The 26,571-nt window shown below is 62.6% G+C and carries 22 protein-coding genes; 7 read left to right on the top strand and 15 right to left on the bottom strand.

Annotated elements, in window-relative coordinates:
• Positions 1 to 45 precede the first annotated feature (45 nt).
• The 5 genes from ACJO3T_RS18210 to ACJO3T_RS18190 form a co-directional block, all read right to left on the bottom strand.
• Positions 46 to 1,170: a hypothetical protein gene (locus ACJO3T_RS18210; protein WP_406979415.1), complete on the bottom strand. Its 1,125-nt coding sequence runs from the start codon at positions 1,168 to 1,170 to the stop codon at positions 46 to 48.
• The gene (locus tag ACJO3T_RS18205; RefSeq protein ID WP_406979414.1) at positions 1,167 to 4,616 is read right to left on the bottom strand and encodes a toxin VasX; all 3,450 of its coding nucleotides are present in this window, start codon (positions 4,614 to 4,616) and stop codon (positions 1,167 to 1,169) included. The genes ACJO3T_RS18210 and ACJO3T_RS18205 overlap by 4 nt, the downstream gene beginning before the upstream one ends.
• A 30-nt stretch (positions 4,617 to 4,646) precedes the next feature.
• Complete coding sequence (locus tag ACJO3T_RS18200) at positions 4,647 to 5,372, bottom strand: DUF4123 domain-containing protein (RefSeq protein ID WP_406979412.1); 726 nt, start codon at positions 5,370 to 5,372, stop codon at positions 4,647 to 4,649.
• A gap of 65 nt (positions 5,373 to 5,437) precedes the next feature.
• A complete protein-coding gene (locus ACJO3T_RS18195) occupies positions 5,438 to 5,938 on the bottom strand; it encodes a PAAR domain-containing protein (protein WP_406979411.1) in 501 nt (166 codons plus the stop codon).
• Between the two features lie 103 nt (positions 5,939 to 6,041).
• Positions 6,042 to 6,617, bottom strand: a complete 576-nt coding sequence (locus tag ACJO3T_RS18190) for a gamma-glutamylcyclotransferase (protein WP_406979410.1) — start codon at positions 6,615 to 6,617, stop codon at positions 6,042 to 6,044.
• Between the two features lie 158 nt (positions 6,618 to 6,775).
• Here ACJO3T_RS18190 and ACJO3T_RS18185 point away from each other — a divergent pair, with 158 nt between their 5' ends.
• Positions 6,776 to 7,693, top strand: a complete 918-nt coding sequence (locus ACJO3T_RS18185; RefSeq protein ID WP_406979408.1) for a DNA-3-methyladenine glycosylase family protein — start codon at positions 6,776 to 6,778, stop codon at positions 7,691 to 7,693.
• A 26-nt stretch (positions 7,694 to 7,719) separates the two neighbouring features.
• Positions 7,720 to 8,220, top strand: coding sequence for a methylated-DNA--[protein]-cysteine S-methyltransferase (locus ACJO3T_RS18180; RefSeq protein ID WP_406979407.1), 501 nt, complete (start codon positions 7,720 to 7,722; stop codon positions 8,218 to 8,220).
• Positions 8,221 to 8,232: 12 nt separating this feature from the next.
• On the opposite strand, the gene dkgB is transcribed toward ACJO3T_RS18180, so the two are convergent.
• The gene (gene dkgB, locus ACJO3T_RS18175; RefSeq protein ID WP_406979406.1) at positions 8,233 to 9,042 is read right to left on the bottom strand and encodes a 2,5-didehydrogluconate reductase DkgB; all 810 of its coding nucleotides are present in this window, start codon (positions 9,040 to 9,042) and stop codon (positions 8,233 to 8,235) included.
• Between the two features lie 301 nt (positions 9,043 to 9,343).
• Here dkgB and ACJO3T_RS18170 point away from each other — a divergent pair, with 301 nt between their 5' ends.
• Entirely contained in the window at positions 9,344 to 9,871 is a 528-nt protein-coding gene (locus ACJO3T_RS18170) for a hypothetical protein (RefSeq protein WP_406979405.1), read from the top strand.
• A 25-nt stretch (positions 9,872 to 9,896) separates the two neighbouring features.
• Here the strand turns inward: ACJO3T_RS18170 and ACJO3T_RS18165 are convergent, their stop codons facing one another.
• The 3 genes from ACJO3T_RS18165 to ACJO3T_RS18155 all read right to left on the bottom strand — a co-directional run bounded on the left by ACJO3T_RS18165 (position 9,897) and on the right by ACJO3T_RS18155 (position 13,759).
• Positions 9,897 to 11,291, bottom strand: a complete 1,395-nt coding sequence (locus ACJO3T_RS18165; RefSeq protein WP_406979404.1) for a glycoside hydrolase family 43 protein — start codon at positions 11,289 to 11,291, stop codon at positions 9,897 to 9,899.
• Between the two features lie 153 nt (positions 11,292 to 11,444).
• Entirely contained in the window at positions 11,445 to 12,665 is a 1,221-nt protein-coding gene (locus ACJO3T_RS18160) for a multidrug effflux MFS transporter (protein WP_406979403.1), read from the bottom strand.
• A gap of 65 nt (positions 12,666 to 12,730) precedes the next feature.
• A complete protein-coding gene (locus ACJO3T_RS18155) occupies positions 12,731 to 13,759 on the bottom strand; it encodes a sodium:calcium antiporter (RefSeq protein ID WP_406965122.1) in 1,029 nt (342 codons plus the stop codon).
• A 217-nt stretch (positions 13,760 to 13,976) separates the two neighbouring features.
• Between ACJO3T_RS18155 and ACJO3T_RS18150 the strand changes: the two genes are divergently transcribed.
• Positions 13,977 to 14,981, top strand: coding sequence for an alpha/beta fold hydrolase (locus ACJO3T_RS18150; protein ID WP_406979402.1), 1,005 nt, complete (start codon positions 13,977 to 13,979; stop codon positions 14,979 to 14,981).
• Here ACJO3T_RS18150 and ACJO3T_RS18145 read toward each other — a convergent pair whose 3' ends face one another.
• The 4 genes from ACJO3T_RS18145 to ACJO3T_RS18130 form a co-directional block, all read right to left on the bottom strand.
• Entirely contained in the window at positions 14,982 to 15,563 is a 582-nt protein-coding gene (locus ACJO3T_RS18145) for an exopolysaccharide biosynthesis protein (protein ID WP_406965120.1), read from the bottom strand. It lies immediately after the preceding gene.
• Positions 15,564 to 15,661: 98 nt separating this feature from the next.
• Positions 15,662 to 17,098: an efflux transporter outer membrane subunit gene (locus tag ACJO3T_RS18140; RefSeq protein ID WP_406965119.1), complete on the bottom strand. Its 1,437-nt coding sequence runs from the start codon at positions 17,096 to 17,098 to the stop codon at positions 15,662 to 15,664.
• An 8-nt stretch (positions 17,099 to 17,106) separates the two neighbouring features.
• A complete protein-coding gene (locus ACJO3T_RS18135; protein ID WP_406979401.1) occupies positions 17,107 to 19,041 on the bottom strand; it encodes a MacB family efflux pump subunit in 1,935 nt (644 codons plus the stop codon).
• Between the two features lie 2 nt (positions 19,042 to 19,043).
• Positions 19,044 to 20,174: an efflux RND transporter periplasmic adaptor subunit gene (locus ACJO3T_RS18130; protein ID WP_406979400.1), complete on the bottom strand. Its 1,131-nt coding sequence runs from the start codon at positions 20,172 to 20,174 to the stop codon at positions 19,044 to 19,046.
• Positions 20,175 to 20,577: 403 nt separating this feature from the next.
• Between ACJO3T_RS18130 and ACJO3T_RS18125 the strand changes: the two genes are divergently transcribed.
• Positions 20,578 to 22,026 carry a catalase gene (locus ACJO3T_RS18125; RefSeq protein ID WP_406979399.1) on the top strand — a complete coding sequence of 483 codons (1,449 nt, stop codon included), beginning with the start codon at positions 20,578 to 20,580 and terminating at the stop codon, positions 22,024 to 22,026.
• 67 nt (positions 22,027 to 22,093) lie between these two features.
• Here ACJO3T_RS18125 and ACJO3T_RS18120 read toward each other — a convergent pair whose 3' ends face one another.
• The gene (locus tag ACJO3T_RS18120; RefSeq protein ID WP_406965115.1) at positions 22,094 to 23,206 is read right to left on the bottom strand and encodes an NADH:flavin oxidoreductase; all 1,113 of its coding nucleotides are present in this window, start codon (positions 23,204 to 23,206) and stop codon (positions 22,094 to 22,096) included.
• Between the two features lie 258 nt (positions 23,207 to 23,464).
• On the opposite strand from ACJO3T_RS18120, the gene ACJO3T_RS18115 reads away from it, so the two are divergent.
• Together ACJO3T_RS18115 and ACJO3T_RS18110 are read left to right on the top strand one after the other, a co-directional pair.
• Complete coding sequence (locus ACJO3T_RS18115; protein ID WP_406965114.1) at positions 23,465 to 23,941, top strand: winged helix-turn-helix transcriptional regulator; 477 nt, start codon at positions 23,465 to 23,467, stop codon at positions 23,939 to 23,941.
• A 165-nt stretch (positions 23,942 to 24,106) separates the two neighbouring features.
• Positions 24,107 to 24,829, top strand: a complete 723-nt coding sequence (locus ACJO3T_RS18110; RefSeq protein ID WP_406965112.1) for an OmpW/AlkL family protein — start codon at positions 24,107 to 24,109, stop codon at positions 24,827 to 24,829.
• A 158-nt stretch (positions 24,830 to 24,987) separates the two neighbouring features.
• On the opposite strand, the gene ACJO3T_RS18105 is transcribed toward ACJO3T_RS18110, so the two are convergent.
• On the bottom strand, positions 24,988 to 26,307 hold the full coding sequence (locus ACJO3T_RS18105) for a DEAD/DEAH box helicase (protein WP_406979398.1): 1,320 nt from the start codon (positions 26,305 to 26,307) through the stop codon (positions 24,988 to 24,990).
• Positions 26,308 to 26,571 lie beyond the last annotated feature (264 nt).

The following is a 26,571-nucleotide window of genomic DNA, read 5'->3' as shown; positions in this document are numbered from 1 at the left end:
TCTTCCCACCAACGTATGGGGAGTGGACCTTTGTTATCACACGCTTCACGCCGATATCACCTCATTCCCTTCCCCGGCGTAGACCTCCGCAAACACCTCTTGGGGCAAGCGCGATGGCTGGGCCTGTTGTTTCTCGCGAACCTTCCGGCTCAGGCGCGTGAGTTCATCACTGGGCTTTGACCAATCACTTTCCGGTAGCGCTTCGGACCATTCCGCCATCTGCTCAGGCACGGCACGGTGGGTCAGGGTCTTGATCTTGTTGGCCTCCCATTCCACCAGCCGGTTGGGTATGGTCCAGAAAGTCATCACGTGGTACAGATACCAGCCGGCGAAATAGAAGATGCCGGCCTCGCCGTCACGGTACTGCTGGTGCAATCGCTTCCGGGCGTTGCGGAACACGTGGACGCCTTCCCAGGGCGGGTCATCGGGGCCCTGGAGGTCCAGCGGGTCCTGTATTTCCTTGAGGGTGTGCACCTCGTATTCCATGTAGGCCCGGATCGCCTCCCAGTTGCTGATGGCCTGGGCCAGGCCGTAGGTCTCGTACTCCAGGGTGTACTTCTCGCCGGTGTCCGGGTGGTAGAACCCGAAGCCAAAGCCATACTGGCGCTGCACACCGTATTCCGTCACGCCACGGGCCTCGGTGACCCAGGCCACCAGGTCTTCCCAGGGCACCACGATGGGCGCCTTCTCCCCCTTGGGCACAAAGCAGGCTTCCCGGCGCTGTCGGTGGAAGCGGGTAGGCACCTTGTACATCAGGTGGCCATGGGCTTGCCAGCGAGGCAGGTACGCTAGAAATAATGCTCCAAGCCCACCAGCAACAGCGATCCACCACATATAGTCGAATAGTTGCCAAAAGGCCTCAATCGCCCGAACCATACCGACCCCCTGGAGCAGGCCTATACCTGCAATACCCAAGGGGGTAATAAATGCCAACATTATGAACACGCCAAACGGCCCACCAAGCGTCGCCTGCCAACTAAAAGCCGACGGCACCCCGGTACCAAATTCCAGGTAGGCATCGTTCACCTCGCCGATGGCGTGGGCATGATCCACGGGGGGTAACCCGGTGGGCAAGGGCTTTGGCGACAGAAACGTCAGCTTCCCGCTGGGAAACGGTTCCGTCCGGCCCGCCCGGGGCGGGATTTCCTTTGCATCATTGTGCTTACTCATGGGTTATCCAGGCTCATCAATGGGTCCGGCACGTTCCGCCACTGGACGTCCCCTTTTGGCGTTTCGTCCGTCGGTGTCACCGGGTTGTCGCTGCCCCAGGACAGCTTCAGCATGTACACATCTTCCGTAAACTGGTCCTCCCCGGTGCGGGAGCCTACCTTGACCATCAGGGCCAGGTCCCGGGTTTTCCTCAAGTATTGGGTCCGTTTGTGTTCCGGCTCGGTGAAGGCCAGTTGCAGGCGGTCTGCCCCTTCCACCAACTCCAGGCTCGCCAGCACGGCGTCTGTGCAGGATACCCAGGTTTCCGGCGCGCCCTGGTATTTGGATCGCCAGCCGGGCTGGATACGCCAGGCGGCGATGGCGATGCGGTAGGGCGCTTCCGCCCCAAGCCGCTCGGCCAAGGCATTGGCGGGTAGTGAGTGGCAGTTCAGGGTCAGCCGTTTACGTCCGTTCTCCCCGCTTTCATGGACCAGGTCGACGCTGCTGGACACCCTGGCCAGGGCCTCTTCGTACTCTTCCAGAGTGCCGTTGTGGATGTGTTCGGGCTCCGTGGACCAGGGCACCGTCAGCAGCCACTTGTCCCGTTTGTCCAGGTTGTACCGGTTGTACAGCCAGGTGCCCGCCAGCTCGAACACCGTGAACGCCAGCCCCAGCATGTTCAGTCGTCCAAAGAGCGTGGCCAGGCGGGTGCCGGCCGTGGCCCAGGCGGCCCCCCTGGCCACCTCACCCTGGGCCCTGAGCACCTGAACCCCCATGCCCAGGGTCCGGTAGAAACCATAACCCTGTGACACCGCCAGCCCGCCAGAACCCGCCATACCCATAACGGCCCCCGCCTGCGCCCCGGTGTTTCCCCGTCGCACGGCTTCCTGCCATTTGGACTGATGCCCCATAAAGGCCATGGAGGAACTGACGGCACCTGCGGCATAGGCAAAGATTCCCAACCCCACATGCAGCTTACCCATGCGGATATGCACGGTCTGCAGGGCACTTTGTTGCCAGACAGCCGTCAAGGCCTTCGCCCTGGCACTATAGGCGGTGTCCATAAGACCCTGGGACGCCAGTAAGCCTGCGCCAAGAGTTGCAACGAAGCTTTCAGCGACATCGGATAGTGATGATCGTTTCCCTGATTCTTCGCCGAAAAACTCACTTCCAACCTGCCACAGGTTCACAGCCTGCGCCGCAAACACCACATATCCAAGACCATCCCCAACCAGATTAATCTTGGGCGCGGTCGCCAACCCCTTGCGGAAATGCTTTACCAGCCGCCCGACTTCTTCCTGGGCTGCTGCCGGTGCGACAATTGACAGCCTCGCCCGCCCGGGGGCGCCCTCCTCGACCTGAATAGCGTGGGACGTCTCGTCAACCGGGCTCAGCGCGCCGGCTACCCGCTCGCCTATGGCACGGTGTTCCTTGCGGACCTCACTGAACTCGGCCCGCTTGGCGGCGGCCTCAGCGGATGTATGTCCATGATGTTGCTTGGCCAGTTTATATTCATGGCGAATGCCGGACAGCCGCTCCCTCAACGCCAGCATCCGGGCGACATCCTCCCGGAACGCTGCCAGTTCCGCTTCCGAGGCGAACCGGAATTCGGCTTCGCCGGCTTCAATCACCGCCAGCATGCGCTTCTTGAAGAAGAACGGAAGGTCCCGGAACAGTTCATCCAGGTCCGGCATAGACTGGCGACCGATGCCGTCGTACAGTTTCTGGAGGGAGCGGGCCATGCCCATGGACACGGCGGGGGAGAGCACATCGCCAATGGCGTCCGCCTTCAGCTGGATATCCTCTGACAGTTTCTCCAGATCCGGCAGTCTGCCGGCCTCGGCGCTACGCAGCTTTTCGATCCACTGCTTCGCCTCGGTCGCCACGCTGTACCCTGCCTTGGTAACCGAAGCATAGGTCTTGAGCAGTTCCCCATCCGGCGACTGATCGTCGATCGTCAGGGTCTGGAAGAGCGGGTGGGTGTACTGGGGGTGGCGCTCCATCCAGGCCAGGATATCGGCGCTCGCCTCGTCGGAACGGCAGATGTCCTTCAGGCAGGCGTATTGCAGATCAAGCGCCGTCTCGACCTGCTCCTCGTCATCGGCGTCAAAGTACCAGGTGGCCCGATGCAGGCGGTTGCTGCACAGCATGTCGACACGGTCTTCCGTGATCACGTCCAGTTGCGGCTGCCAGCGGGCCAGCCGGACGCGCTGGTCTGCCATGAACTGGTCCATGGTATCCCGGTCAATCAGGTCATTGATACCACGATCTCCGAAGCCATCGCCCTCAAGGGTCTTTCTCAAGGCGGAGCGCTTCTGTTGCTCCAGTTCATAGAGGCCATCAATGTTACGCTCGACAAAATCCGGATCCGCGCCCTCAAGCACTTCCCGCAGGTACCACTTGCCGACAGCCGCCTCCATGGGGCCGGCCACCGCCCCGTAATTCTGTGGGTGAGCCCTCGCTCGAATGGCCTTCAACTCTTCCTTGAGCTCACGGGGCAGGGAGGGATCATTGACCGAGGGTACCGACTCGTCATCAACTTCATTGAGGGCGTCCAATAGTCTCGCTTCGGTTTCGGCGCGGGTCTCCGGGCCCATCGCATCCAGGTCTTCCCGGACGGCACGGACGGCGGGGCTCTGGTTACTTTCCAGGAGGGCCCCAAGGGTTTCCTCAGTCAACACCGTCATCGACTCAATGAGGGCGCCCAGGACGTAGTTCCGTTCGTTGTTGTCCTCATTGGCCCACTGGTCCAGCCAGCCGACCACCGTGTCCTGGTGCCCGGCAAGATCAAGCATCACACCAACATCGTCCCGCATCACCAGGCACAGGCAGTCGTCGGGGTCGTCCACGTTCTGCTGTTTCAGCAGTTTGCCCACCCGGGTCTTGTGGTAATAGGGCACGTTCTCCCAGTCGTAGGGGATGGTTTCCTCCGGGTAGCCGTCTTCTATGGGTTCGGGCTGGTAGTCCTCGGCAAACTCCGCAACACACTCGCTTGCCTGTTCAACGGTAAGGAGATGAGAGCCCCCGCCGCTGGACAACTGAACACGCTGCATCCACCACGCCCGCTCCTCCGCGCTATCGGTGATCTGAGCTTTCTTTTTCTCCGTCCACTGGACATCGGAGAAATAGACGTGGAGTAAATGCCCCACGGGGTACTCCATCGGACCACCGCTGAGTTCGTTCTTCTGGTATTCGTACTCCTTCAGTTCGCCAGCATCTTCGTCATAGATGTAGATAAAACCGTCTCGGAGCATACGGTAGCCCAGGGGGCGAGATTTCAGGGTATAGGGCATACCGGCCCCGGCACCTGTTGGGGGTGTTTCTACACGACCATATCTCAGGGGCAACAGCGTGATTTTTTCGATCAGAGGGCAGGTAGTTGCCTGCTCCGCCTCGGTATCCGGCAACTCCCAGGCTTTCAGATCCCCGGAGTCACGGTCATCGGCGGGTCTGGTCTTAAGTGGCATGATTCATCCTTGAATATCTGACTTGAAGAGTTACGACATATCCTGTTCTTCCAGGCGCGGCTCGGAACAACGGCTGGAAATGTACTGAACCCGGCTTCGGATACCAGTTCGCCCCTGTTGTGTCGCTTCGTCTGATAATCGGGTCAGCTCTGGCCAGGCACTTGGTAGTGCCGGGCCTCCGAGTGCTTTACGGTCCTGCTTATCGAGCTTGTCCCAAATCATCAAATTCGCCCTGCGTATATTGAATCGCGTAAACGCTTCAAACAGCTCGGGCAAAAGGGTGACGTCATCACCACGCTGAGGCGGCAGTTTCTGGCTTTCAGGTGCCATATGCCGCCACTGTCCGATGGTCCGATCCGGCAGGATCATCTGCTGGATGGCACCCTCGGGGTTGGTGCGGATCAGGTTGTCACCAACAATATCCCGGGCCAGAGCCGGGTGGCTGATTCTGACCAGTTCAATGGCCTCGGGAGCCCGCTCTATCTGGATGCGCTGGCGCATCCAACGCCCGAAATCCGGGTAGTTTAAGGGGGTAAACAGGAGGTATCCGGCCTCTTTCTCCGCTTCATTCTCCACGAAGTGCCGAAGTACCGGGTCGTCAGGGCCAGACAGCCAAACTACCCAGGGGGAAACGTCCTGGATGGGCTCCCATGGTGTGTTGACGTAAAGACAATCCACGTGGGAGATATATGTTGACCAATCAAATATTGCCCGGCCCAGGTCGCGGATAATACAGGGGTCCAGCACCAGTACCACGCTAGTATCTTCGGGCCAGGCAATGTAATCGAACGGGCTGTGGCTCAGTGGGTACTGCCCGGGAGTCATGCCTTCACCGCCTCACAGACCGGGCAGCTTGCGGTGCCCTTGAGGATGGCAGCGCGTTGGGAATCCAGGTTGACCATTGGTGAGTAGGGCGCCGAGCCTTCACCAGAGACGGCGGAAGATCGACCACTGGTGCCAGCACCGGAGCCCTTGCCCATATCCAGTTTGGCAACACCTCCACCACCGGAGTCAGGCGTTACCGACACCCCCGCATCGCCGATGACCACGGTCGGATTGCCTACCACGATCTTGCCACCGTGGGCAGTCATGTCATTCACCCGGGCAGCGGATATACCGTTGATGGAGACCGACGAGGAGCCCTTGGCGATGGCATCCGCCGGGCCGCGACATACCAGTTTATCCCCAACTCTCGCCGCTGGCAGGGCGCCAACCATGACGTTTGAGGATCCGGCTACGATAGGACCGCCAACATGGTCTTTCTTGCCGGTTTTATCGGGGCAGGTGTGGTAGCAATTGAGGGTAGCAGCAGGCTGTCCCATCCTGGGTTTCCTCCGTGAAACGTCCTTGGTTTGATTCCATTACGCCAGCAGTATACCCACCAACGCCGGTCCGTCCAATGATCCAGTTGGCAATACCGTCGCCTCAGGCCACGGTTGCCATGATCGCCTCCACCCGCCGAGCCAACCCGGACACATGTTCATCCACGGCCCCCAGATCCTCCAGGGCCTTGGCCAGGTGCAACAGGTACTCCGCATTGGCCCCGCTGGGCCCATGGGAGCGGGCGATATGCTCTGCCATTTCCTCCAGCGGTGCCGGGCCCAGGAAGGCGGCGTTGTCGGGGCCTGCGACGTAGACTAGGCCTTCGGCGTGGCCGCCGTCGGTGAAGGTCATGGGGGTGAAGAAGCGCAGGTAGCCGTTCTTTTCCCGGTGGTCCAGGTGCTCGAAAGTGTCCGGTGATACCCGGTAGGCCATGCCCAGGCAGGTTTCCCCCGGGGCTTCCACCAGGGTGGCGACGCGGCCGGGGGATGCCGGGGTGCCCCGGTGGTCGTGGGAGCCCTGCCAGAAGCGGCGGGCCCAGCCCTGGATGCTGGCCGCCCGGCGTTCCAGGTAGGGGAAGTCCACCTTGTAGATCAGCGAGCCATAGCCGAACAGCCAGACGTCATCGAGGTGGTCCAGCCGGTGGTTCTGTCGGTTCAGTGCGGTGGTATCGAGTGCCATGGTGTCTGGAGTGTCCGGTGTCGGATCCTGGAAGTCGTAATGCCTAGTCGCTGCCTATTGGTCTCCCGTTCATTCTCTTTGCCATGGCCCCATCCGTCCAGCAGGTTGATGTCCGAAAATGACCAGACATGGCCATCGGACGGCGTTATGCTTTTGCCATGACACTCTCAGATGACCAAGGCCAGTTCCGTCAGGTCTATGGCCCGACACCGCCGAGTCTGCGGCTGGGCTTCCGGCCCCCACTGGCCTGGGACGCCCTGACGGAATTCCTGGTGTCCCGCTCCGATAGCCACAGTCAGGGCCTGGTGGATGGCCACTATGTTCGCACCCTGCGGGTGGGCGACGTCACTGGCTGGCTGGCGGCGCGACCGGTGGCGGCCAATGTGCTACAGGTGCAACTGGCCCCTTCCCTGCTCCATTGCCTGCCGACCCTCCAGCAACCACTGCGTCGGCTGTTCGATCTGGATGCGGACCCGGTGGCCATTGCCACCTGCCTGGAATCCGACGGGCAACTGGCCCCATTGAGTCAACAGACCCCGGGCCTACGGCTACCGGGCACCCTGGACGGGTTCGAACTGGCAATGCGGGCCGTGCTGGGTCAGCAGATTTCGGTCAAGGCGGCCACTACGCTGTTCCGGCGGATGGTGGAGCGGTTCGGGGAGCCGGTGGAAACACCGTTCGAGGGGCTGGACCGGTTACCACCCACAGCCGAGCGTATTGCCAGCCTGGAGCGGGAGGACCTGCTGCCCTGCGGGCTCACCCGCCGGCGGGCGGACACCCTGCTGGCCCTGGCCCGGGAGGTCCGTGACCACTCACTGCGCCTCGATGCCTCGGCGGACCCGCAGGCCGCCCGGCAACAACTATTGGCCCTGCCGGGCATCGGCCCGTGGACCACGGAATACATCGCCATGCGCGCCCTGGGTGACCCGGATGCATTTCCACCGTCGGACCTGGGATTGCTCAAGGGTGCCGGTGTCGCCAAGCCGGCGGATCTGGAAGCCCGCTCACAACACTGGCGCCCCTGGCGCGCCTACGCTGCCTTCCACCTCTGGCACAGCCTGGGCCAGGGCGGATAATCGGAGCTATCGGGAGGACATTTGCCATGCCATCACAAAAAGCCACCGTCTACTACACCGAGCTGGAATCCCCCATCGGCACCCTGCTGATCACCGGCGACGGCGACGCCATTACCGGATTGCATATGGAGCGGCAGGCATCGCGGCCGGCCATGGACGAGCACTGGCGCCGGGACGACCAGCGTTTCCGGGACGCCCGTGAACAACTGGCGGCGTATTTTGAAGGGCGGCTGCACCGGTTCGAGCTGCCGCTGGCGGGCGCCGGAACCGATTTCCAGAAAACCGTCTGGAAGGCCTTGCGGGAAATCCCCTACGGAGAAACGACAACCTATGGCCAACTGGCCAGTCGTATCGGCAACCGCAATGCATCCCGGGCGGTGGGTCTGGCCAATGGCCGCAACCCCATTGGCATTATCGTGCCCTGTCACCGGGTGATCGGGGCGAACGGGTCGCTCACCGGATACGCCGGCGGTATCCAGCGTAAGCAGTGGTTACTGGCCCATGAGCAGGCGCATATGGGCCGGTAACCAAGGGGTGACTTAGTCCCACTCCGGCGCGAAGTCCGGGTTGGCGATACGCTCGTTCCGGTCCAGGGCGTCGATGGCCCGGATCTCGTCGGCGGACAGCTTGATCTTCAGGGCATCCAGGTTCTGGGTCTGGTGCTTGGGCCGGGTGGACGAGGGAATGGGTACCACGCCCCGGGACAGGCACCACGCAATCGCGATCTGGGCCGGAGTGGCGTGATGGGACTTTGCGATCTCCCTCAGGATATCATCCTCCATCACCTTACCCACCGCCAATGGCATGTAGCCGGTCACGGGGATGCCCAGCTTCTGGGCGTGGTCCACCACCTTGCGGTTGGCCAGGAACGGATGCACCTCCACCTGGTTGGTGAAGATCGGGGTATCCCCCAGGATCTCTTTCGCCTGATCCATCTGCGCGCAGGTAAAGTTGGACAGGCCGATGTGGTCGGTCAGCCCTTCCCGCTGTGCGTCCCTCAGCGCGGTCAGGTACTCTTCCATGGGCACCTCGTCCCCTGGCGACGGCCAGTGGATCAGTGCCAGGTCCACGTGGTCGGTCTTGAGCTGCTGTACGCTGGTCTGGAGGCTGTTGATCAGGTTACTGCGATGGAACCGATCGAACCAGACCTTGGTGGTGATGAAAATCTCACGGCGGGGGATGCCGCTGGTGGTGATGCCGTCGCCAACGGCCGCCTCGTTCTGGTAGATCTGCGCCGTGTCGACGTGGCGATATCCCAGGGACAGGGCGCTGCGAACCGCTTCCCGGGCATCATCACCCTTCAGGCGAAACGTGCCCATACCGATGGGGGGTAATGCATCAAAAGCCATGATGTTCTCCTGTCGCTGAAACCAGTGGATTCCAAAGGCTCCTGCAGAACCGCTGGACGACTGAAACCCTCGAAACCTACGATGGGGCTGGCAGAACGGTTCTGCAAGGCCAGCCTGTCAGGACACGTCGGCAATCCCGGAAGATCCGTTGAACAGGGTTATTGGGCAAGACTGCAGGAACAAACAGCAGATCCATGTATCATCGCACCAGGCAGGACAGATTGCACGGATTCGGCAGGGTGTCACGACAATCCAGCCGGCAACGTGGTATTCAGAACAACGGAACCCTCAGCAGGTAATGATGACAGACATGAAATCCGGACTGATCCCTACCGTGATGGCCTGTGCCCTCGCCCTGGCCGCACAGGGCTGCGCCACCAGCGAAGACGAGGAGAAGGCAAAGGCTGACGCCACCGGCAAGGAGGCGGACACCGCCATCGCCTGTGATGTGGTCTTCCACTGTCCAGCGGACCCCACCGACGTGAAGATCTGCCGCGACCAGGACCAGCTACGGGTGCTATGGCAAACCCCCGGCATTGATGCCTTCCGCCTCACCGGCACCCTCGGCCAGACCTTCAGGGTGGATTACAGCCAGCATTACCAGGTGATCGAGAACACCCTCGCCTGGCAGCACATGGGTATCCGCTACAGGGCCTTCCACTACCTGGATGAAAGCCGGCCGGAGACCCTGGAGGAAATCGGCATTACCCTGGAAACCCGGGGCCAGAGCCGGACCATCACCTGCAACGGCAACGCCGTCAGCCGCATTGCCGAGCTACACCATCCCGTCCCGGAACAGGACGACACCGCACCCGCCGCCGGAGACTGAGCTCCTTTCACAGGAGCCCCGCCCGTCAGTAGGACGGCCAGCCGTCGTCGGTCCAGACCAGATTGTTGATCAACAGCTTGGCATTGCCGTTGTCACTGGCGTCGTAGGCATGGCGGGCAATGACCCCGGTACCGGCGATATCCTGGCCACCCGGCCCAACCCAGCGCTGGTTGCCACCGTCCAGCAGACTGCCACCGCCGTTCATCATGTCGCGACCACTGTGATCCAGGTAGGGGCCGGTCACATAGCGGGAACGACCATAGAGGATCCGGTAGGTACTGTTTACCCCTTCGCAACACTTACCCACCGAAACAAACAGGTAGTAGTAGCCATTGCGATGGACAATGGTCGGGGCCTCGATGCCACCGGACCGGTTGGCCAGGGAATAGTGCCGCCCGGTGGGCTTCATGGTGGACGGGTTGAGCTTCACCAGCTTGATGCCCGACCAGAAGGAGCCGAACGCCAGCCAGGGTTCGTTGTTGGCGTCGATCACCAGGTCCGGATCAAGGGCGTTAAAGTTGTCGGAGATGGTGGAACTGAGCACGGCGCCGTCATCCCGCCAGTTGTCCGCCGCCAGGCTGGGTGACGAGGCCAGGCCGATCACCGAACGGTTGGAGCCGAAGGTGGACACGGCATAGTACATCCAGACCCGACCGTTGTACGCCTTCACATCCGGGGCCCACACATCGGTGCCCTGCTGGCCGGGCACATAGTTGCGCCACCACCAGAGGCCGGAACCGAACACGGATGGCAGGGGCTCCCAGAAGCGGCCGCCGTCGTAGGAGATCTTGCGGTAAATGCCTGGGCCGGTCTGGAACTCGTACCAGATGCCGTTCTCCTCGGCGATGGTGGGGTCGTGGGTACCCAGGTTGCCGGACAGTTCCCAGAACTCGCTCTCACCGTTACCTGGACCGGGGTTCGGGTCCGGATCGGGCGGCTCCGGGGACGGGTCTTTGTTGTCCCCCTCCACCCGGACATCGGCAATGGTGTACGACTCAAAGTAGCTGTTGGCGTCCGTGGAAAAGCGGATCACCAGCCGCTCGGCACCCGCGTCCAGGGGGAAGACCGCATTCCCGGAGACGTTATCGGACGCCTCCAGGGTCTGGAACGGGCCACCATTGATGGCCACCTCGATACGACCGGATTCGCCTGCGTCCAGACGGCTGGTCTGGCGAGTGACACCCAGTTCCAGGTTGCTGCCCCCCGCCACGTCGATCTCCGGTGACACCAGGGACCCCGGACTGGATCCTCCACGGAGCACGGCCCCCGTGTAACCGGTGCTGACACGACCGGAAGCGCTGAAACTGCCAGTGCCACTGGAGAAGCCCTGCTCAAACAGGATGTCGCCCAGGGTGGGCGTGGACGTGCCGAGAGCAAATAGCATCAGGGGAATCGCCCCTGATTTCAGGATGGATGTCATTGTTCTACGCTCCTTGCGATGCATCGTTATTGTTGGCTCTGGCAAGGTATCGGCTGAACAATTTTCAGACAATCACATCACAGGCGTAAAACTCCCTTTACAGGTGTCTGACATGGGCCCGTTTTCACGACACGCCCTGCCCCTGAGCTCCCCTCAGGACGGTCGATCCGCGGCCACAGTCTCCGCCTCGCGGGCCAGTTCACGACGCATGGCCGCCGGCGCGCCCTGCACCAGCACCACTGCCAGTGCCGAACAGGCCGCCATCACCAGCACGATCGGCGTCAGGGTGTGGTCGCTGATCAGCGTCGACAGGGCGCTGACCACCCCGGAGATAGTGAACTGGGCAGCCCCCAGCAGGGCCGCCGCCGTACCACCCAGGGTGGGAAAGAACTCCAGGGTATTGGCGATGTTGTTGGGTGCAATCGCCCCCATGCACCCCACCCCGATGATGATACAGGCCGCCACCGCCCACACCGGCGCACCCATCAGGGCACAGGCCACCAGGGCGGCGATGGCAACGGCCTGGACCATCACCGCTATACGCAGCAGCACAGCGGAGGGGTAGCTTAACAGCAGCTTCCGGTTCGCCAGATTGACAATGGCCATCACCGCCACGTTGGCAGCAAACAGCAGGGAAAATGTCGTGGAGGACAGCCCGAACCAGTCCTGATAGATAAACGAAGCGTGGGTGATAAACACCAGCATGGCACTGAAGGCCAGCGTCTGCAGACCGATGAAGCGCATGGCCACCGGGTGACGCAACACCGTGCCGTAGTTGGTCAGCAGGGTGGATAGCGGCGTTTTCGCCCGGGATCTGGGTGGCAGGCGACGGAACAGGAAAGTATGCAGCAGAATGCCCACCAGCACCGCATAGCCACCGAGGAAAACAAAGATCGCCGGCCAGTCACTGACGGCCAGGAACAGGGTGCCGATGGACGGCGCCGCCGCCGGTGCCACGAACATGATCAGGCCGATCAGACCGAACAGCCGGGCGGCTTCGGCGCCCCGGAACTGGTCGCGGACGATGGCCGGCACCGACACTGCGCAGAAAGCCCCGCCAATGCCCTGCACCACCCGCCAGGCCAGCATTTCCTCAAGACTGCCTGATTGCCCCACCATCAGGGCGGCAACGGCAAACACCGCGAGACCGCTCAGCAGGATCAGTTGCCGGCCATAGCGGTCCGACAGGGGCCCGCCCACCAGTTGGGCCAGCCCCAGGGCACCCACGTAAACGCTGAGGGTCAGCCCCACATCCCCGTGGGGCACGCCAAGGTCACCGGAGATACCGGGAAAGGCGGGCAGGTAGGCATCCAGCGCCAGGGGCCCCAGGGCGACTGTCATACCAAGAAGCAGGGCGAGCTGGAACTGGGGCAAGAGACCTCCTGGGTGTGACGGGGAAGGGTTAACTATTTTGCTAGCTAACTATACCTCCTGTCCCCTTAGTAGAACATCAGTAATACCCCGACGATGTACAACACCAGTATTGCCATGCTTTCGGCACCGATCCGTCCAATGCCTTCCCGCTCGCGGCGGATCAGGCCCATGATGAGGATGCCGGACATCAGCAGCGTCAGCGCCACCCAGAACCGGGAATCGTCACTCATGGCATGGTAGATGGACCCCTTGCGGTAGGCGATGTCCGATGCGCCAGTGAACAGGGTGTCGAAGGCATTGCCGCCGATAATGCCGCCCACCGCCAGGGTCAGGGCACCACGGCGCACCGCCGCCACCGAGGTCACCAGTTCCGGGATCGACGTACTGATCGCCGTCAGCAGCACCCCCACCACCGTCAGGCCAAGGCCGGTTTCCTTCGCGATGGTGGTGGCCGACGGTTCCAGCGCCCAGCCTGCCAGCCCCAGGATGGCCATCAGACTCAGGAATTCGGTCCAGAGCCGGGTGAGCGATGGCATGGCAGTGGTATCGTCCGGCACATCCTCACGGGTCTCGCGGGTCTGGAAAGGCCGCCACATGGGGGATTCCGAGGTCAGTCGGACCAGGTAAATGCCATAGATATAGAAACCGAACAGCATCGGGGTTACCGGATGCACCCCCAGAACGGTCACGTCAGGCAGCATCGGCGCCAGCATGATCACTGCCAGCAGGCAGATCAGCAGGCCGTTCTGCATCAGGTTGGGTACCGAGGCGGCGGCGTGTTCCAGGTTGGCCCGCCGGTAGACCATATCCGCCACCGCCAGGAAGAAGGTCTGCACCGCAATGCCGCCCAGGGCGTTACTGACGGCCAGTTCCGGGTGGTTGTTCCAGGCGGCGGTCACCGACAATACCGAGCCACCAAGGGATGTGGCCGCCCCCAGAAGGACGGCTCCGGCAGCGGCCTCACCAAGACCGGTACGGTCCGCGAGCTGGTCCACCACACGGGTGATGCGGGTGCCCGCCGCAGCGATCACGGCAGCACAGAGGCCGAAGGCAATCAGGGCCTGGGTCAGGCCCCAGGTGGCCGGATCCAACACAAACGCACTCCCTTACCTGGGTGAAAGGACCTCACATCCTGCAACGCCACCCTCTTTCTGGCAACCGATCACGCACGACGACGGGTTCCGCCAACGAACCGTTGTCGGGAACCAGGACATTCTTTCCTGGACGACGTTCCGGTTAGACTGTCCGGCAGGTACCACATCGGGATGAATCAAACGACCATACCGCCACCAAAAGCCGGAAGGACCACCTATGGCCACACACTATCATTCCAACGATATTCAACTGGAGCACGTCGACATTGACGGTGTCACCACGCGGGTAGCGACACTGGGTGCCGGCCCGGCCGTACTGCTGATCCACGGCTGGCCGGAATGCTGGTACTCCTGGCGCCGGCAAATGGTCGCCCTGGCGGAGGCCGGCTACCAGGCCGTCGCCCCGGACATGCCCGGTTTCGGCGAAACCGACCCGCTACCGGCCATGGAAGACTACAACGCGGGACGCATCGGCCAGTTCCTGCTGGCACTGTGCAATCGTTTTGGCGGTACTCCGGCCACAATCATTGCCCACGACTGGGGCGCCACCAACACCTGGAACTTTGCGTTGCAGTACCCGGATGCCGTTGCGCGGCTGGTGATCCTCAGTGTCCCGTTGCGCCCGCCGACCAAGGTTCCGCCGACCGAAGCCTATAAACGCCACTTCGGTGAACGCTTCTTCTACCAGCTTTACTTCCAGGCGCCGGGTAAGGCAGAAGTAGCCTTCGACGAAAATCCCCGTGAGATCCTGGAGAAACTCTTCTGTTCTCCGGATACGCCCCGTGAGGAGCCCCGCCTCGGCAAGACCCTGGAAGGCGGCGGCTGGCTGGACCGGCTGGGCAAACCCCGGGAACAGCCGGGCTGGCTGACCGACGCTGACCTGGACTATGTCGAGCAGGCCTACCGACACAGCGGCTTTGAAGGCGGCCTGAACTACTATCGCAATATCGACCGGAACTGGGAACTGATGGCGCCCTTCGCCGACCGGTCAATCGACTGTCCGACCCTGTTCATCGCCGGCACGCGGGACAATGTCCTGGCCCGGGCCGGTCATGGTGAGCTGGACGCCATGATGACACCAAGGATACCGCGGCTCAGCATCAGGCTCCTGGAGGGTTACGGCCACTGGATTCAGCAGGAAGCGCCAGACGCCGTCAACGACGCCATTGTCGGCTTCCTTTCAGAAACGGATCCGCGGGCCAACGAGGCCATCTTCCAGTGACTAAAGCAGGTTGACGCCAATCAGGGTCGCAATGGCGACGGTGAACAGCAGGCCCAGCAATGCCAGCAACCCGTCCAGTGACACCATGGCCAACCCGAACACCGCCAGCGCGAAGCCGGCGGCGGTGGCCGAGAAGGGGATGATCTCCATCAGCGGCATGGCGCAGGCAATGATCACGCAGACGCCGCCCACCAGGTAGCTGCCGGGCCCTCGTACCACAAGCACCAGCCGGGGGTGCAGGCGGGCATCGATGAAGTCGGCTGCGGGTTCCAGGAAGCGGATACCCCTGAGCAGCTTGTCGCTGGGCAGGTGGCGATCCATGATCCAGGCGGGCAGCCAGAAGCCCTCGTCGCGGACCAGGATCTGCACGGCAATGAACAGGATCAGCAGGCCACTGAGGGTGGGCACGCCGGGAATGCCGCTGAGGGGAGACAACAGCAGGATACCGACAATCATCAGGATGGGCCCGAACGATCGGCTGCCCACGGTGTCGACGATGTCACCAAAGGTCACCCGACGATGTCTGAGTGCGGTCTGGCTGATACGGTCCAGCACCTGTTGCAGGTTGGCGGGATCACTCATGGGACTGATACTTCAAAAATCCGAACAGTTATTTAAGGAGTCTCTGAATAACTCCTTAAGCTTACGATACCGATACGGTCCGAACGGTGAACAGTGAATCATTGGTCATCTGCCACCGGCGCTTCCGGTGCCTGCCAGCCCCCGCCCAGGGCCTTGTACAGATCCACCGTAGCCAGTAGCCGTTGCAACCGCAGGCTGACGAGCTGGTCCCGGGTCTGAAACAGGGTGCGCTGGGCATCCAGCAGGGTGAGCAGGTCGTCGCTGCCTTCCCGGTAACGCAGTTCGGTCAGCTCCAGGGTGCGCTCGGCCCGGTCCTTCACCGTCTGCTGAAGGGACTCCCGGTGACGGGTGGTCTGCACCCGGTCCAGGGCATCGTCGGTTTCCTGCAGGGCGGTGAGTACGGCGCCACGATAGCCCTCCACCAGCTCCACCCGCTGCGATTCGCTGATGGCCTGCTGGGCATCCCGGCGGCCGCCGTCAAACAGCGTCTGGGCCAGGGACAGGGTCCAGCCGGCGGTTTCCACCGGGTCCGCCAGGCTCAGCAGGCTGGTGCTGCTGGCGCCGGCGCTCAGGCCCAGGGACACCGTCGGCAGGAAGGCGGTACGGGCCTGCTCCACATTGGCATCCGCCGCCCGCAGGCGGGCTTCCTCCCGGGCCAGGTCCGGGCGGCGGGCCAGCAGGTCCGCCGGCACTCCGGCATCAATAGTCGGCAGGGTGATGGCCAACAGGCTGTCCGGCTCCACCTCGAAGCCCTCCACCTGAAAACCCAGGGGCGATTCGCCCACCAGTACCGCCAGGGCGGCCCGGGTCTGGCGGTATTCCAACTGGATGGGCACCAGGCCGGCCTGCTGGTTCAGTACCTCGGTCTGCTGGCGCAGCAGCTCCGCCCGGCTGGCGGCACCGTTGCGGTAGCGGGCGTCGACAATCTCCTCGGTGCGCTCGGCAATCCGCAGGTTTTCCCGGGCCACCCGCAACTGTTCCTCAAGGGCCAGTAGCTGGAACCAGGTGGTGGCCACACTGCTTGCCAGGGTCAGTCGGGCGCTGTCGTAGTCGAACACTGTGGCCCGGTAGCCCGCCTCGGCCTCGTCCCGCGCGGCGGCCAGGTTGCCCCACAGGTCCACCTCGTAACTGACGTTCAGGGTAGCTGAACTGGAATCACTTTGCTGGCTGCCGGAACCACTGTCCGTGGTCCGCTGACCCGTGCTGGCACCCAGGCCCAGCGACGGCAACAGGCTGCTGCCCGCCACCCGCACCTGCTGCTCTGCCTGGAACACCCGCTCAGCGGTGGCCGCCAGGTCCGGGCTACCGGCAAAGGCCCGTCGGATCAGGTCATCCAGTACCGGGGAGTCGAACTGTTGCCACCATTCCGGGTCCGGCGGGGTGGCCTGGTCAGCAACCGCCACCGGCGCATTCCAGCCCGCCTGTTCCGGTACCTCGGGGCGCTCCACCGGTGTGGTGGTGGCGCAGCCGGCCAGCCACAGCAGGCTCGATAACATCAGCAGCGCCTTCATGGCGTTATGAATACAGGATGACATGCTCTCTCCTATTCCGTGGCCAGGGCCACAACCGGATCCAGCCCTGCGGCCTTGCGGGCAGGCAGGAAACCAAACAGCAGACCGGTGCCGAAGGCGCAGCCAAAGGCCAGCAGCACCGGTAGCAGGGAATAGCTCACCGGCGTGCCCAGGTAGCCCACCAGAGCAGCAGCACCAAGGCCCAGACCAACACCAATCAGCCCTCCCAGGGCGGACACCGCCACCGCTTCCAGCAGGAACTGCTGCAGGATGTGGCGTGTGCGGGCGCCGGTGGCCATGCGGATGCCGATCTCACGGGTGCGCTCGGTGACACTCACCAGCATGATGTTCATCACGCCGATGCCCCCCACCAGCAGGGAAATGGCCGCCACCGAGCCCAGCAGCCAGGTAAAGGTGTCCTGGGTAGACGACACGGTATCGATCAGCGACGCCATGTTATGGATGCGGAAGTCCTCTACCCCATGGCGCTGCAACAGGAGCTTGTGAACCTGGTCCTGCACCCCGTCCATCAGGCTGGTGTCGTCCACGGCGATGGTCACGTTACGCAGGTGTTGCTGACCGAACAGGCGCATGCTGCCGGTGGTGTAGGGCACCAGCACCACATCGTCCTGGTCCTGCCCCATGGGCGAGGCACCCCGCTCGCTCATCACGCCGATGACCTGGAACAGCACATTGTTCATCAGGATGTACTCGCCGACAGGGTCCTGGTCGGCGAACAGTGAATCCCTGACGGTCTGGCCCAACACCGCCACTGGGGCATACTGGCCTTCGTCTGCCTCGGTAAAGAAACTGCCCTGCTCCACCGGCCATTGCCTGGCCAGGGGAAACTGCCAGGAGGTGGCATTGATGTCGGCCTGATGATCGGCGTTGTCATAACGCAGGGTCTGGCTGCCGGTCAGCTCCGGTATGGCGGCGGTGATATTGGGCAGGGTGTTGATGGCCGCCACGTCCTCCGGCACCAGGGTGGTGATGTTCCAGCCACCCCGGCCCTGTCCCGGCACTCCCGGACGTACCAGCAGAAGGTTGCTGCCCATGGCGCTGATGCGATCCACCACCGCCTCCCGGGCACCATCGCCGATGGCCAGCATGGTGATCACCGAGGCCACGCCGATCACGATGCCCAGCAGCGTGAGGGCGGTGCGGAACAGGTTGCCGGTCATCGACCGCAGCGCCGTGCGCCAGCCCTGGAACAACTCCCGGAACACCGACAGCGTATGGGTGAGCGGCTGCCGCTCCAGTGCGCCGGGACTTTCCGGCATCGACGGCCCCGGATCGCTGACGATCCGGCCATCGGCGATCTCGATCTGCCGGTGAGCGTGCTCCGCCACCGTGGCATCGTGAGTGATCAGGATGATGGTGTAGCCTTCCTCCGACAGCGCCTGCAGCAGCTTCATCACCTCACGGCCGCTGTGGCTGTCCAGGGCCCCGGTGGGTTCGTCCGCCAGGATAATCTCACCACCGTTCATCAACGCCCGGGCAATGGACACCCGTTGTTGCTGGCCGCCGGAGAGCTGCCCGGGGCGATGGTCCATGCGCTCCTCCAGGCCCAGCCGACCCAGCAGGTCACGGGCCCGCCGCTGACGCTCGCGGGCCTTCAGGCTGGCGTAGCTGGCGGGCATTTCCACGTTCTCGCGGGCGGAGATGCCGGGCAGCAGGTTGTAGCTCTGGAACACGAACCCGAAGGATTCCCGGCGCAGGCGGGCCAGGCTGTCGCTGTCGAAACGGGACACATCCTGGCCGTCAAACCGGTATTCGCCGGTACTGGGCCGGTCCAGGCAACCGAGGATGTTCATCAGGGTGGACTTGCCGGACCCTGAGGCGCCCATGATGGCCACGAACTCACCCCGGTGGATGGTCAGGTCGATGCCCCGCAGCACGGGCACGGACAGCTCGCCGTTGTGGTAGGTGCGGGTAATATCCCGCAGTTCGATCAGTGGCGGGGTCATGGTCAGAATCTCATGCCCACCATCGGACGACGACCGCCCTCGCCTGGCTCACCGGCGCGGGCTGGGCTGCTGACGATTCGATCTCCCTCCTCGAGCCCTTCGATGATCTCCGCCTGAACCCGGTTGCTGACGCCCACGGTCACTTCCCGGGTATGCGGCTGGCCATTGCTGTCCATCAACTGAACGGTGGTGGTGTCGCCCTTCCTCTGCAATGCGGTCACGGGCACCAGCAGCGCATCCCGGGCCTCGGCGTTGATGAAGAACACCTGGGCGGTCATCTGGGTCATCAGCCGGCCTTCCGGGTTGGGCACTTCGAAAACAGCGTTGTAGAGCACCACATTGTTCTCCACCACCGGGGTTGGCTCCAGCCGGTCCAGGGTGCTTTCCCAGCGACGACTCTGATTGCCCAGGGTAGTGAAGTACACGGGCATGCCATGGCTCAGCTTGCCGATGTCCGCCTCGGACACCTGGGCCTCCACGGTCATGGTGGACAGGTCGGCGATGCGCATCAGCACCGGCGCCTGCTGGTTGGTGTTCAGGGTCTGGCCCTGGCGGGCGTCGATGGACACCACGGTGCCATCCATGGGGGCGTAAATCTTCGCGTATTCCAGGTTGGCCTCTTCCGCCCGCAGGGTGGACTCGGTCTGCTGGATCTGGGCGCTGATGGCCTCTATCTGGGCCCGGGCGGAGCGCAGGCTGGCCTCCGCCACCTGGGCGGACTCGCGGCTGGTGGCCTCCTCCGCCAGCAGGTTCTGCTGACGCCGGTGCTGGATCTCCGCCAGGGTGAGCTGGGCCTCCCGCTCCATCAACTGGGCTTTCTGGTTGCGTAGCTGGGCCCGGGTGGCGTCCACCCGGGCGACATAGACGGTAGGGTCGATCTCCGCCAGCAGATCGCCGGCTTTGACCTCATCGCCGGTTTGAACATGGATCACATCCAGCTGGCCGGATACCTGGGCGCCCACATCCACGTAGTCCCGTGGCTGCAAGGAGCCGGTAGCGGTCACCAGGTCCTCAAGATCGTCCCGCTGCACCGTGGTGGTCAGCAGGTCGGGTCGGGTGTCGCCCTGGCTTTGTGTCCACCAGCCCACCGACAGAGCCGCCAGTATAACCACCGGTACCAGAATCCAACCCATTCGCCTGACGGCAGACCTTTTTCCCTGGGACACCATGTAAACCTCATTGCGTGTTACGTCCACCCCGGATCATCAACCCGGTCGATCACTGGAGGTGGATTATCGGTAATGCCCCTTTTCCGCGATAGGCCTGTCTATCGTGTTTACACAGGTTTTACACCCCCTTACAGAGACATCCACGGGGACTACCCCGGCTATAGATCAGGAAGCGAAATTACCATCTCTCCACCAAGAGGGAATTCCCCGGCACGGCCCTGGCCAGATACCCGACGATCTCCTATAGCTTGGGACAGGCACTGGAGCATGCCCGTGTACCGCGCCTCCATTCCAGCCTCCCGGAACAAACGCAGGGCGCCCCCGGTAATCCTGATTGAACGCCCTCTTCAAATGAGGAGACCAGACCATGGCTAACGACAAGCCGACCACAACGGACGCCGGTATTCCCGTCGCCAGTGACGAACACTCCCTGTCAGTCGGGCCCGACGGCCCCCTGCTGCTGCACGACCACTACCTGATTGAACAGATGGCCCAGTTCAACCGGGAACGCATCCCGGAACGCCAGCCCCATGCCAAGGGCGGCGGCGCCTTCGGGCACTTTGAAACCACCGAGGACATGAGCCCCTACACCAAGGCTGCCGTGTTCCAGAAGGGCACGAAGACGGACGTGGTGATCCGTTTCTCCACCGTGGCCGGGGAACGGGGCAGCCCGGATACCTGGCGCGACCCACGGGGGTTTGCCCTGAAGTTCTATACCAGCGAGGGCAACTACGACATGGTGGGCAACAATACCCCGGTGTTCTTTGTCCGCGACCCTATGAAGTTCCAGCACTTTATCCGTTCCCAGAAACGCCGGGCCGACAACGACCTGCGGGACCATGACATGCAGTGGGACTTCTGGACCCTGTCGCCGGAGTCCGCCCACCAGGTCACCTGGCTGATGGGGGACCGGGGTATTCCCAAGTCCTGGCGCCATATGAATGGCTACTCCAGCCACACCTACCTGTGGGTGAACGCGCAGGGAGAGAAGTTCTGGGTGAAGTACCACTTCAAGACCGACCAGGGCATCGACTACCTGACCCAGGAGGAGTCGGACCAGATCGCCGGCACGGATGTGGACTACCACCGCCGGGATCTGTTCGACGCAATCGGGAAGGGGGACTACCCAAGCTGGACGCTTTACATGCAGATCATGCCGTTCAAGGAAGCGGAAACCTACCGGCTGAACCCCTTTGACCTGACCAAGGTGTGGCCCCACGGCGACTATCCGCTGATCAAGGTGGGCAAGTTGACCCTGAACCGGAATCCCACCGATTTCCACACCGAGATCGAACAGGCCGCCTTCGAACCCAACAACCTGGTGCCGGGCATCGGTATCAGTCCCGATAAGATGCTGATCGGCCGGGTGTTCGCTTACGCCGACGCCCACCGTGCGCGGCTGGGGGTGAACTACAAGCAGATACCCGTCAATTCACCCAAGGCACCGGTCCACAGCTACAGCAAGGACGGCGCCATGCGGGTGCAGAACGTGTCCGACCCGGTCTATGCCCCCAATTCCAAGGGTGGCCCCAGTGCCGATGGCGAACGCTACCCCACCGATTCCACCTGGGAGACCAGCGGCGACATGGTTCGTGCCGCTTACACGCTGCGCAAGGATGACGACGATTATGGACAGGCCAATGACCTGATCAACAAGGTCATGGACGATGCCGCCCGTGACCGGCTGGTCAACAATGTGGTTGGCCACGTAAAAGGGGGCGTGAAGGAACCGGTGCTGTCCCGGGTGTTCGAGTACTGGAAGAACATCGACCAGACCATCGGCGAGCGCATCGAAAAAGGCGTCAGGGAAGGCTGACCGGTGATAGAAAGCAAAAGGCCGGCCGTCGTCTGACAGCCGGCCTTTTCAGATCACCCCCAAGGGATCAATAGAGTTCTTTGAGAGAGGCCTTGGCGAAGGGCTGGAATTCGCCGGTGCGACCCTCCTTCACCTTCACCAGCCATTCCGGATCCTGCAGCAGGGCGCGACCCACGGCGATGAAGTCGAACTCGTCGTTGTTCATGCGCTCCACCAGCTCATCGATGCCGGACTGGTCAACGGCTTCCTGCTTGCTGGCGAAGGTGCCGCTGATGAAGTCCTCGGTCAGGCCGACACTGCCCACGGACATGGTGGGCATGCCTGTCAGCTTCTTCACCCAGCCCGCCAGGTTCAGACTGGAACCCTCAAACTCCGGCTCCCAGAAACGGCGGGTGGAGGCGTGGAAGATGTCCACCCCGGCGTCCGCCAGGGGCTTGAGGAAGGCGTCCAGCTCTTCCGGGGTCTGGCAGAGTTTGGCGTCGTAGTCCTGCATCTTCCACTGGGAGAAACGCAGCATAATGGGGAAGTCCGGCCCCACCCGCTCGCGGATGGCCTGGATGATCTCGATGGCGAAGCGCTGGCGGTTGGCCATGCTGCCGCCGTACTCGTCGTCCCGCTGGTTGGTGCCTTCCCAGAAGAACTGGTCGATCAGGTAGCCGTGGGCACCGTGTACCTCAACCCCGTCAAAGCCGATGGCCTTGGCGTCCGCAGCAGCATCGGCGAAGGACTTGACCACGTCCTGGATGTCCTGCTTTGTCATCACATGACAGACTACCTTGCCCGGCCTGTTCATGCCGGACGGGGCATAACCCGGTACACTCGGGTCCGGCTCCATGCCTTCCTTGCGAACCGCACCCACGTGCCAGAGCTGCGGGAAGATCTTTCCACCCGCCTCATGCACCGCATCCACTACCTTCTTCCAGCCCGCCAGCGCCTCCTCACCGTGGAAGAAGGGCACGTTCTCGTAGCCGTTGGCCGCCGGGTGGTTCACCGTGGTGCCCTCGGTAATCAGCAGACCGACACCGCCTTCCGCCCGGCGCTTGTAGTAGGCCACCACGTCCTCGTTGGGCACATTGCCCGGCGAGAAGTTGCGGGTCATCGGCGCCATGGCAACACGGTTGGCGAGCTTGAGGGATTTCAGTTCAAAGGGTTCAAAGATGGGGCCAAGGTTCATGGTCATCCGGGGCTCTCCTGCGTAATGATGGGTTCGGCGAGCGCCGCGACAGGCCGTGCCGCAGGGTTGGGGGTAACACTTCGCTTGCCTTAATCTGGTTTCGTTACGAAACTTTATTGGATCGCTTTTGGGGATGCAAGGGAAGAATGAGCATTTGCTCTATTTTGGGGGGGGGGAGAGGGGGATGGCCCGGAAACCACCACCAGTGTCCCGGTTCCGGCATTCGCGTTTCCTTCGGAGGCCCACGTTGGGTACACTTTGACCATGGCCAGAAAACGTTTCGATGATTCAAGCTGTTCCGTTGCCCGGGCCCTGAACGAAGTCGGGGACTGGTGGTCGTTGCTGATCGTGCTCCAGGCCATGTACGGCACCCGTCGCTTTGTCGACTTCCAGCAGGAGCTGGGCATCGCCCGCAATATCCTGGGGGACCGCCTGTGTCGCCTGGTGGAAAACGACGTGCTGCGCAAGGTGGATGTGGGTGAACATGGTCCCCGTCATGAGTATCGCCTGACCGACAAGGGCCGTGACCTGTTCCCGGTGGTCATTGCCCTGCGCCAGTGGGGCGACCGCTACAACCCCTGCCCCGACCAGCCCCCCCTGGATCTGCGGGACCGTCGCACCGGGCGCCCCATCCGTCAACTGGAAGTCCAGGATGCCGAGGGCAATGCCCTATCCGTGCGGGATGTGTTCGTGCCGGAAGAGTCTGACGACGAAGCCACGACCGACGAGCAACGGGCCTGACTGGCCGTCAGCCCCTGATCGGTCGGTATTGAACCTTTTGAGCTGAATCAATCCTGCGGTCACCCCGTCGCCGCTGGCTAAGCACCCTTGTCATGGATCAATTCCCCAGGCCACTACCGTTGTAGCCTTGAGCCATCAACAACGTGTGGTTAGGAGTTCTGATCTATGTCCTTGAAATTCAAACTGGGTGTACTGGCAATCGGTGTCATGGCGGCGACCTCCGCCCAGGCCTACCAGGCGGGTGATATCATCATCCGGGCCGGTGCGGTGACCGTGGACCCGAACGAGTCCAGCGGCCATGTCGGCCTCGCCGGCACCAGCCTGGCTAATGAAGGCTGGGAAGTCGGCGTCGATTCCGATACCCAACTGGGCCTGTCCGGCACCTGGATGATAACGAATCACTTCGGGCTCAGCCTGCTGGCTGCCACCCCTTTCCAGCATGACCTCTACGGCGCGGGCAGCCTCCCCAGGGCTGCCGACCTGGGCAGCACCAAACACTTGCCTCCCACGCTCACCTTGCAGTATTACCCACTGCACAACAACTCCATGGTCCAGCCCTACCTTGGCGTGGGTGTGAACTACACGACCTTTTTCGAGGAAAAGACCAGCGACACACTGACCGGGGCCGTGGATAACTACCTGGGTGGTGGTGTGGTCAACTCGACGGATATGGATCTGGATGACAGCTTCGGTGTCGCCGCTGAAATCGGCGTGGATATCCGCCTGGACGATCGCTTCGGCATCAACGCTGGCGTCTGGTGGGCCGACATCGACACCACCGCGGACATCAATGCCTACGATGCCGCCGGCAACAAACTGGGCACTGCCAGGGTGGATGTGGAAATCGACCCCATGGTCTACATGGTGGGCTTCACCTACAACTTCTGATCTGGCCGCGCCCCGGCACCCCGGACGGGCGGTGTGGGGGCGCACCCTCCCTTGCGGGGCCCTCTCGGGCCCCGCTTTTTGTCCGGCCCACAACAAAAAACCGCCACCGGGAAACCCGGAAGCGGTTCTTTTACTGCTGCTGTGTCCGACGGATCACATCAGGCAGACTGGCGCTGCCCTGAACGACCCTGCCCGCGCCCACGTCCGCGACCGCCGCCGGGGCTGGCCTGATTCCGGCCACCAGGACGACCGCCGCCGTTGCGAGCGCCACCACCATTACCACCGCTGCCATTGCGGCCCCTGGCACGGCTCGGATCAGCCTTGGCCTTCGGCTTCAGCGGCAGGTTGTTGGTTGGCTCGAAGCCTTCCACTTCCTGCCGGGGCAGCTGCTTCTTGATCAGCTTCTCGATACCCACCAGCAACTTGCCTTCATCAGCACTGACCAGCGAGAGGGCATGGCCGCTTTCACCGGCACGACCGGTACGACCGATACGGTGCACGTAGTCTTCCGCCACCTGCGGCAGTTCGAAATTCACCACCTGGGGCAGTTGCTTGATGTCCAGGCCACGGGCGGCGATGTCGGTAGCCACCAGCACCCGGATATCACCCTGCTTGAACTCGGCCAGCGCCCGGGTGCGGGCACCCTGCGACTTGTTGCCATGGATGGCAGCGGCGGTAATGCCGTCACCTTCCAGCTTCTTGGTCAGGCGATTGGCACCGTGCTTGGTGCGGGTGAATACCAGCACCTGGTCCCAGTCGTTGTCCCGCACCAGCTTGCTCAGCAGGGCGGTCTTGCGGCTCTGGTCCACCGGGTAGACGGTCTGTTCCACCCGCTCAGCAGTCTTGTTGCGCGCGGCCACTTCCACCAGTACCGGGTTGTCCAGCAGGCCCTGGGTCAGCTTGCGGATCTCATTGGAGAAGGTGGCGGAGAACAGCAGGTTCTGACGCTTCTCCGGCAGCAGCGCCAGGATCTTGCGGATGTCGCGGATAAAGCCCATGTCCAGCATGCGGTCGGCTTCGTCCAGCACCAGAATCTCGATTTCGTTGAACTTCACCGCACCCTGCTGGTACAGGTCCAGCAGCCGGCCCGGCGTTGCCACCAGAACGTCCAGACCCCTGGCGAGTTTCTGCATCTGGGGATTGATCTTTACACCACCAAACACAACCGCTGCCTTGGTGGGCACGTACTTGCTGTAGAGATTGACACTGTCATGAACCTGCGCCGCCAGCTCCCGGGTGGGCGCCAGGATCAGGGCGCGGGGGCCCTTGCCGGTGCGTTTGCCAGCGCTAAGGCGCTGCAGCAGGGGCAAGGTGAAACCGGCGGTCTTGCCGGTACCGGTCTGTGCCGCCGCCATGACGTCCCTGCCGGACAGGACCGCAGGAATGGCCTGGGCCTGGATGGGGGACGGGGTTTCATAACCCTGGTCGGAAGTGGCACGCACCAGTTGCTCGGAAAGGCCGAGGGAGGAAAAACTCATAGATAATAACTCTTGATTGGTCTGCCTCCACGAACGCCGGAAAAACATCAGCGAAAGCGGGCAGAGTCCATGCCGTGCATGGAAATAATGACGACTACAGTCGCTCACCGGTATCGGGAGGACGTCCTCTGGCGGGTCGTATGAAGTATTCGCATGATGGCCCTGATGGCCGAAAACTGCGGATCCTTAGAGGCAGGATGCAGGCAAGATAACAGAGCACCTGCGAAATAGCCATAAGTGATTACCATGGCCGCTGGAATATTA

The organism is Marinobacter shunpengi (assembly GCF_045449715.1).
Classification (GTDB): Bacteria; Pseudomonadota; Gammaproteobacteria; order Pseudomonadales; family Oleiphilaceae; genus Marinobacter.
Note: the sequence above shows the minus strand (reverse complement) of the source record. Positions and strands in the feature narration are given on the sequence as shown.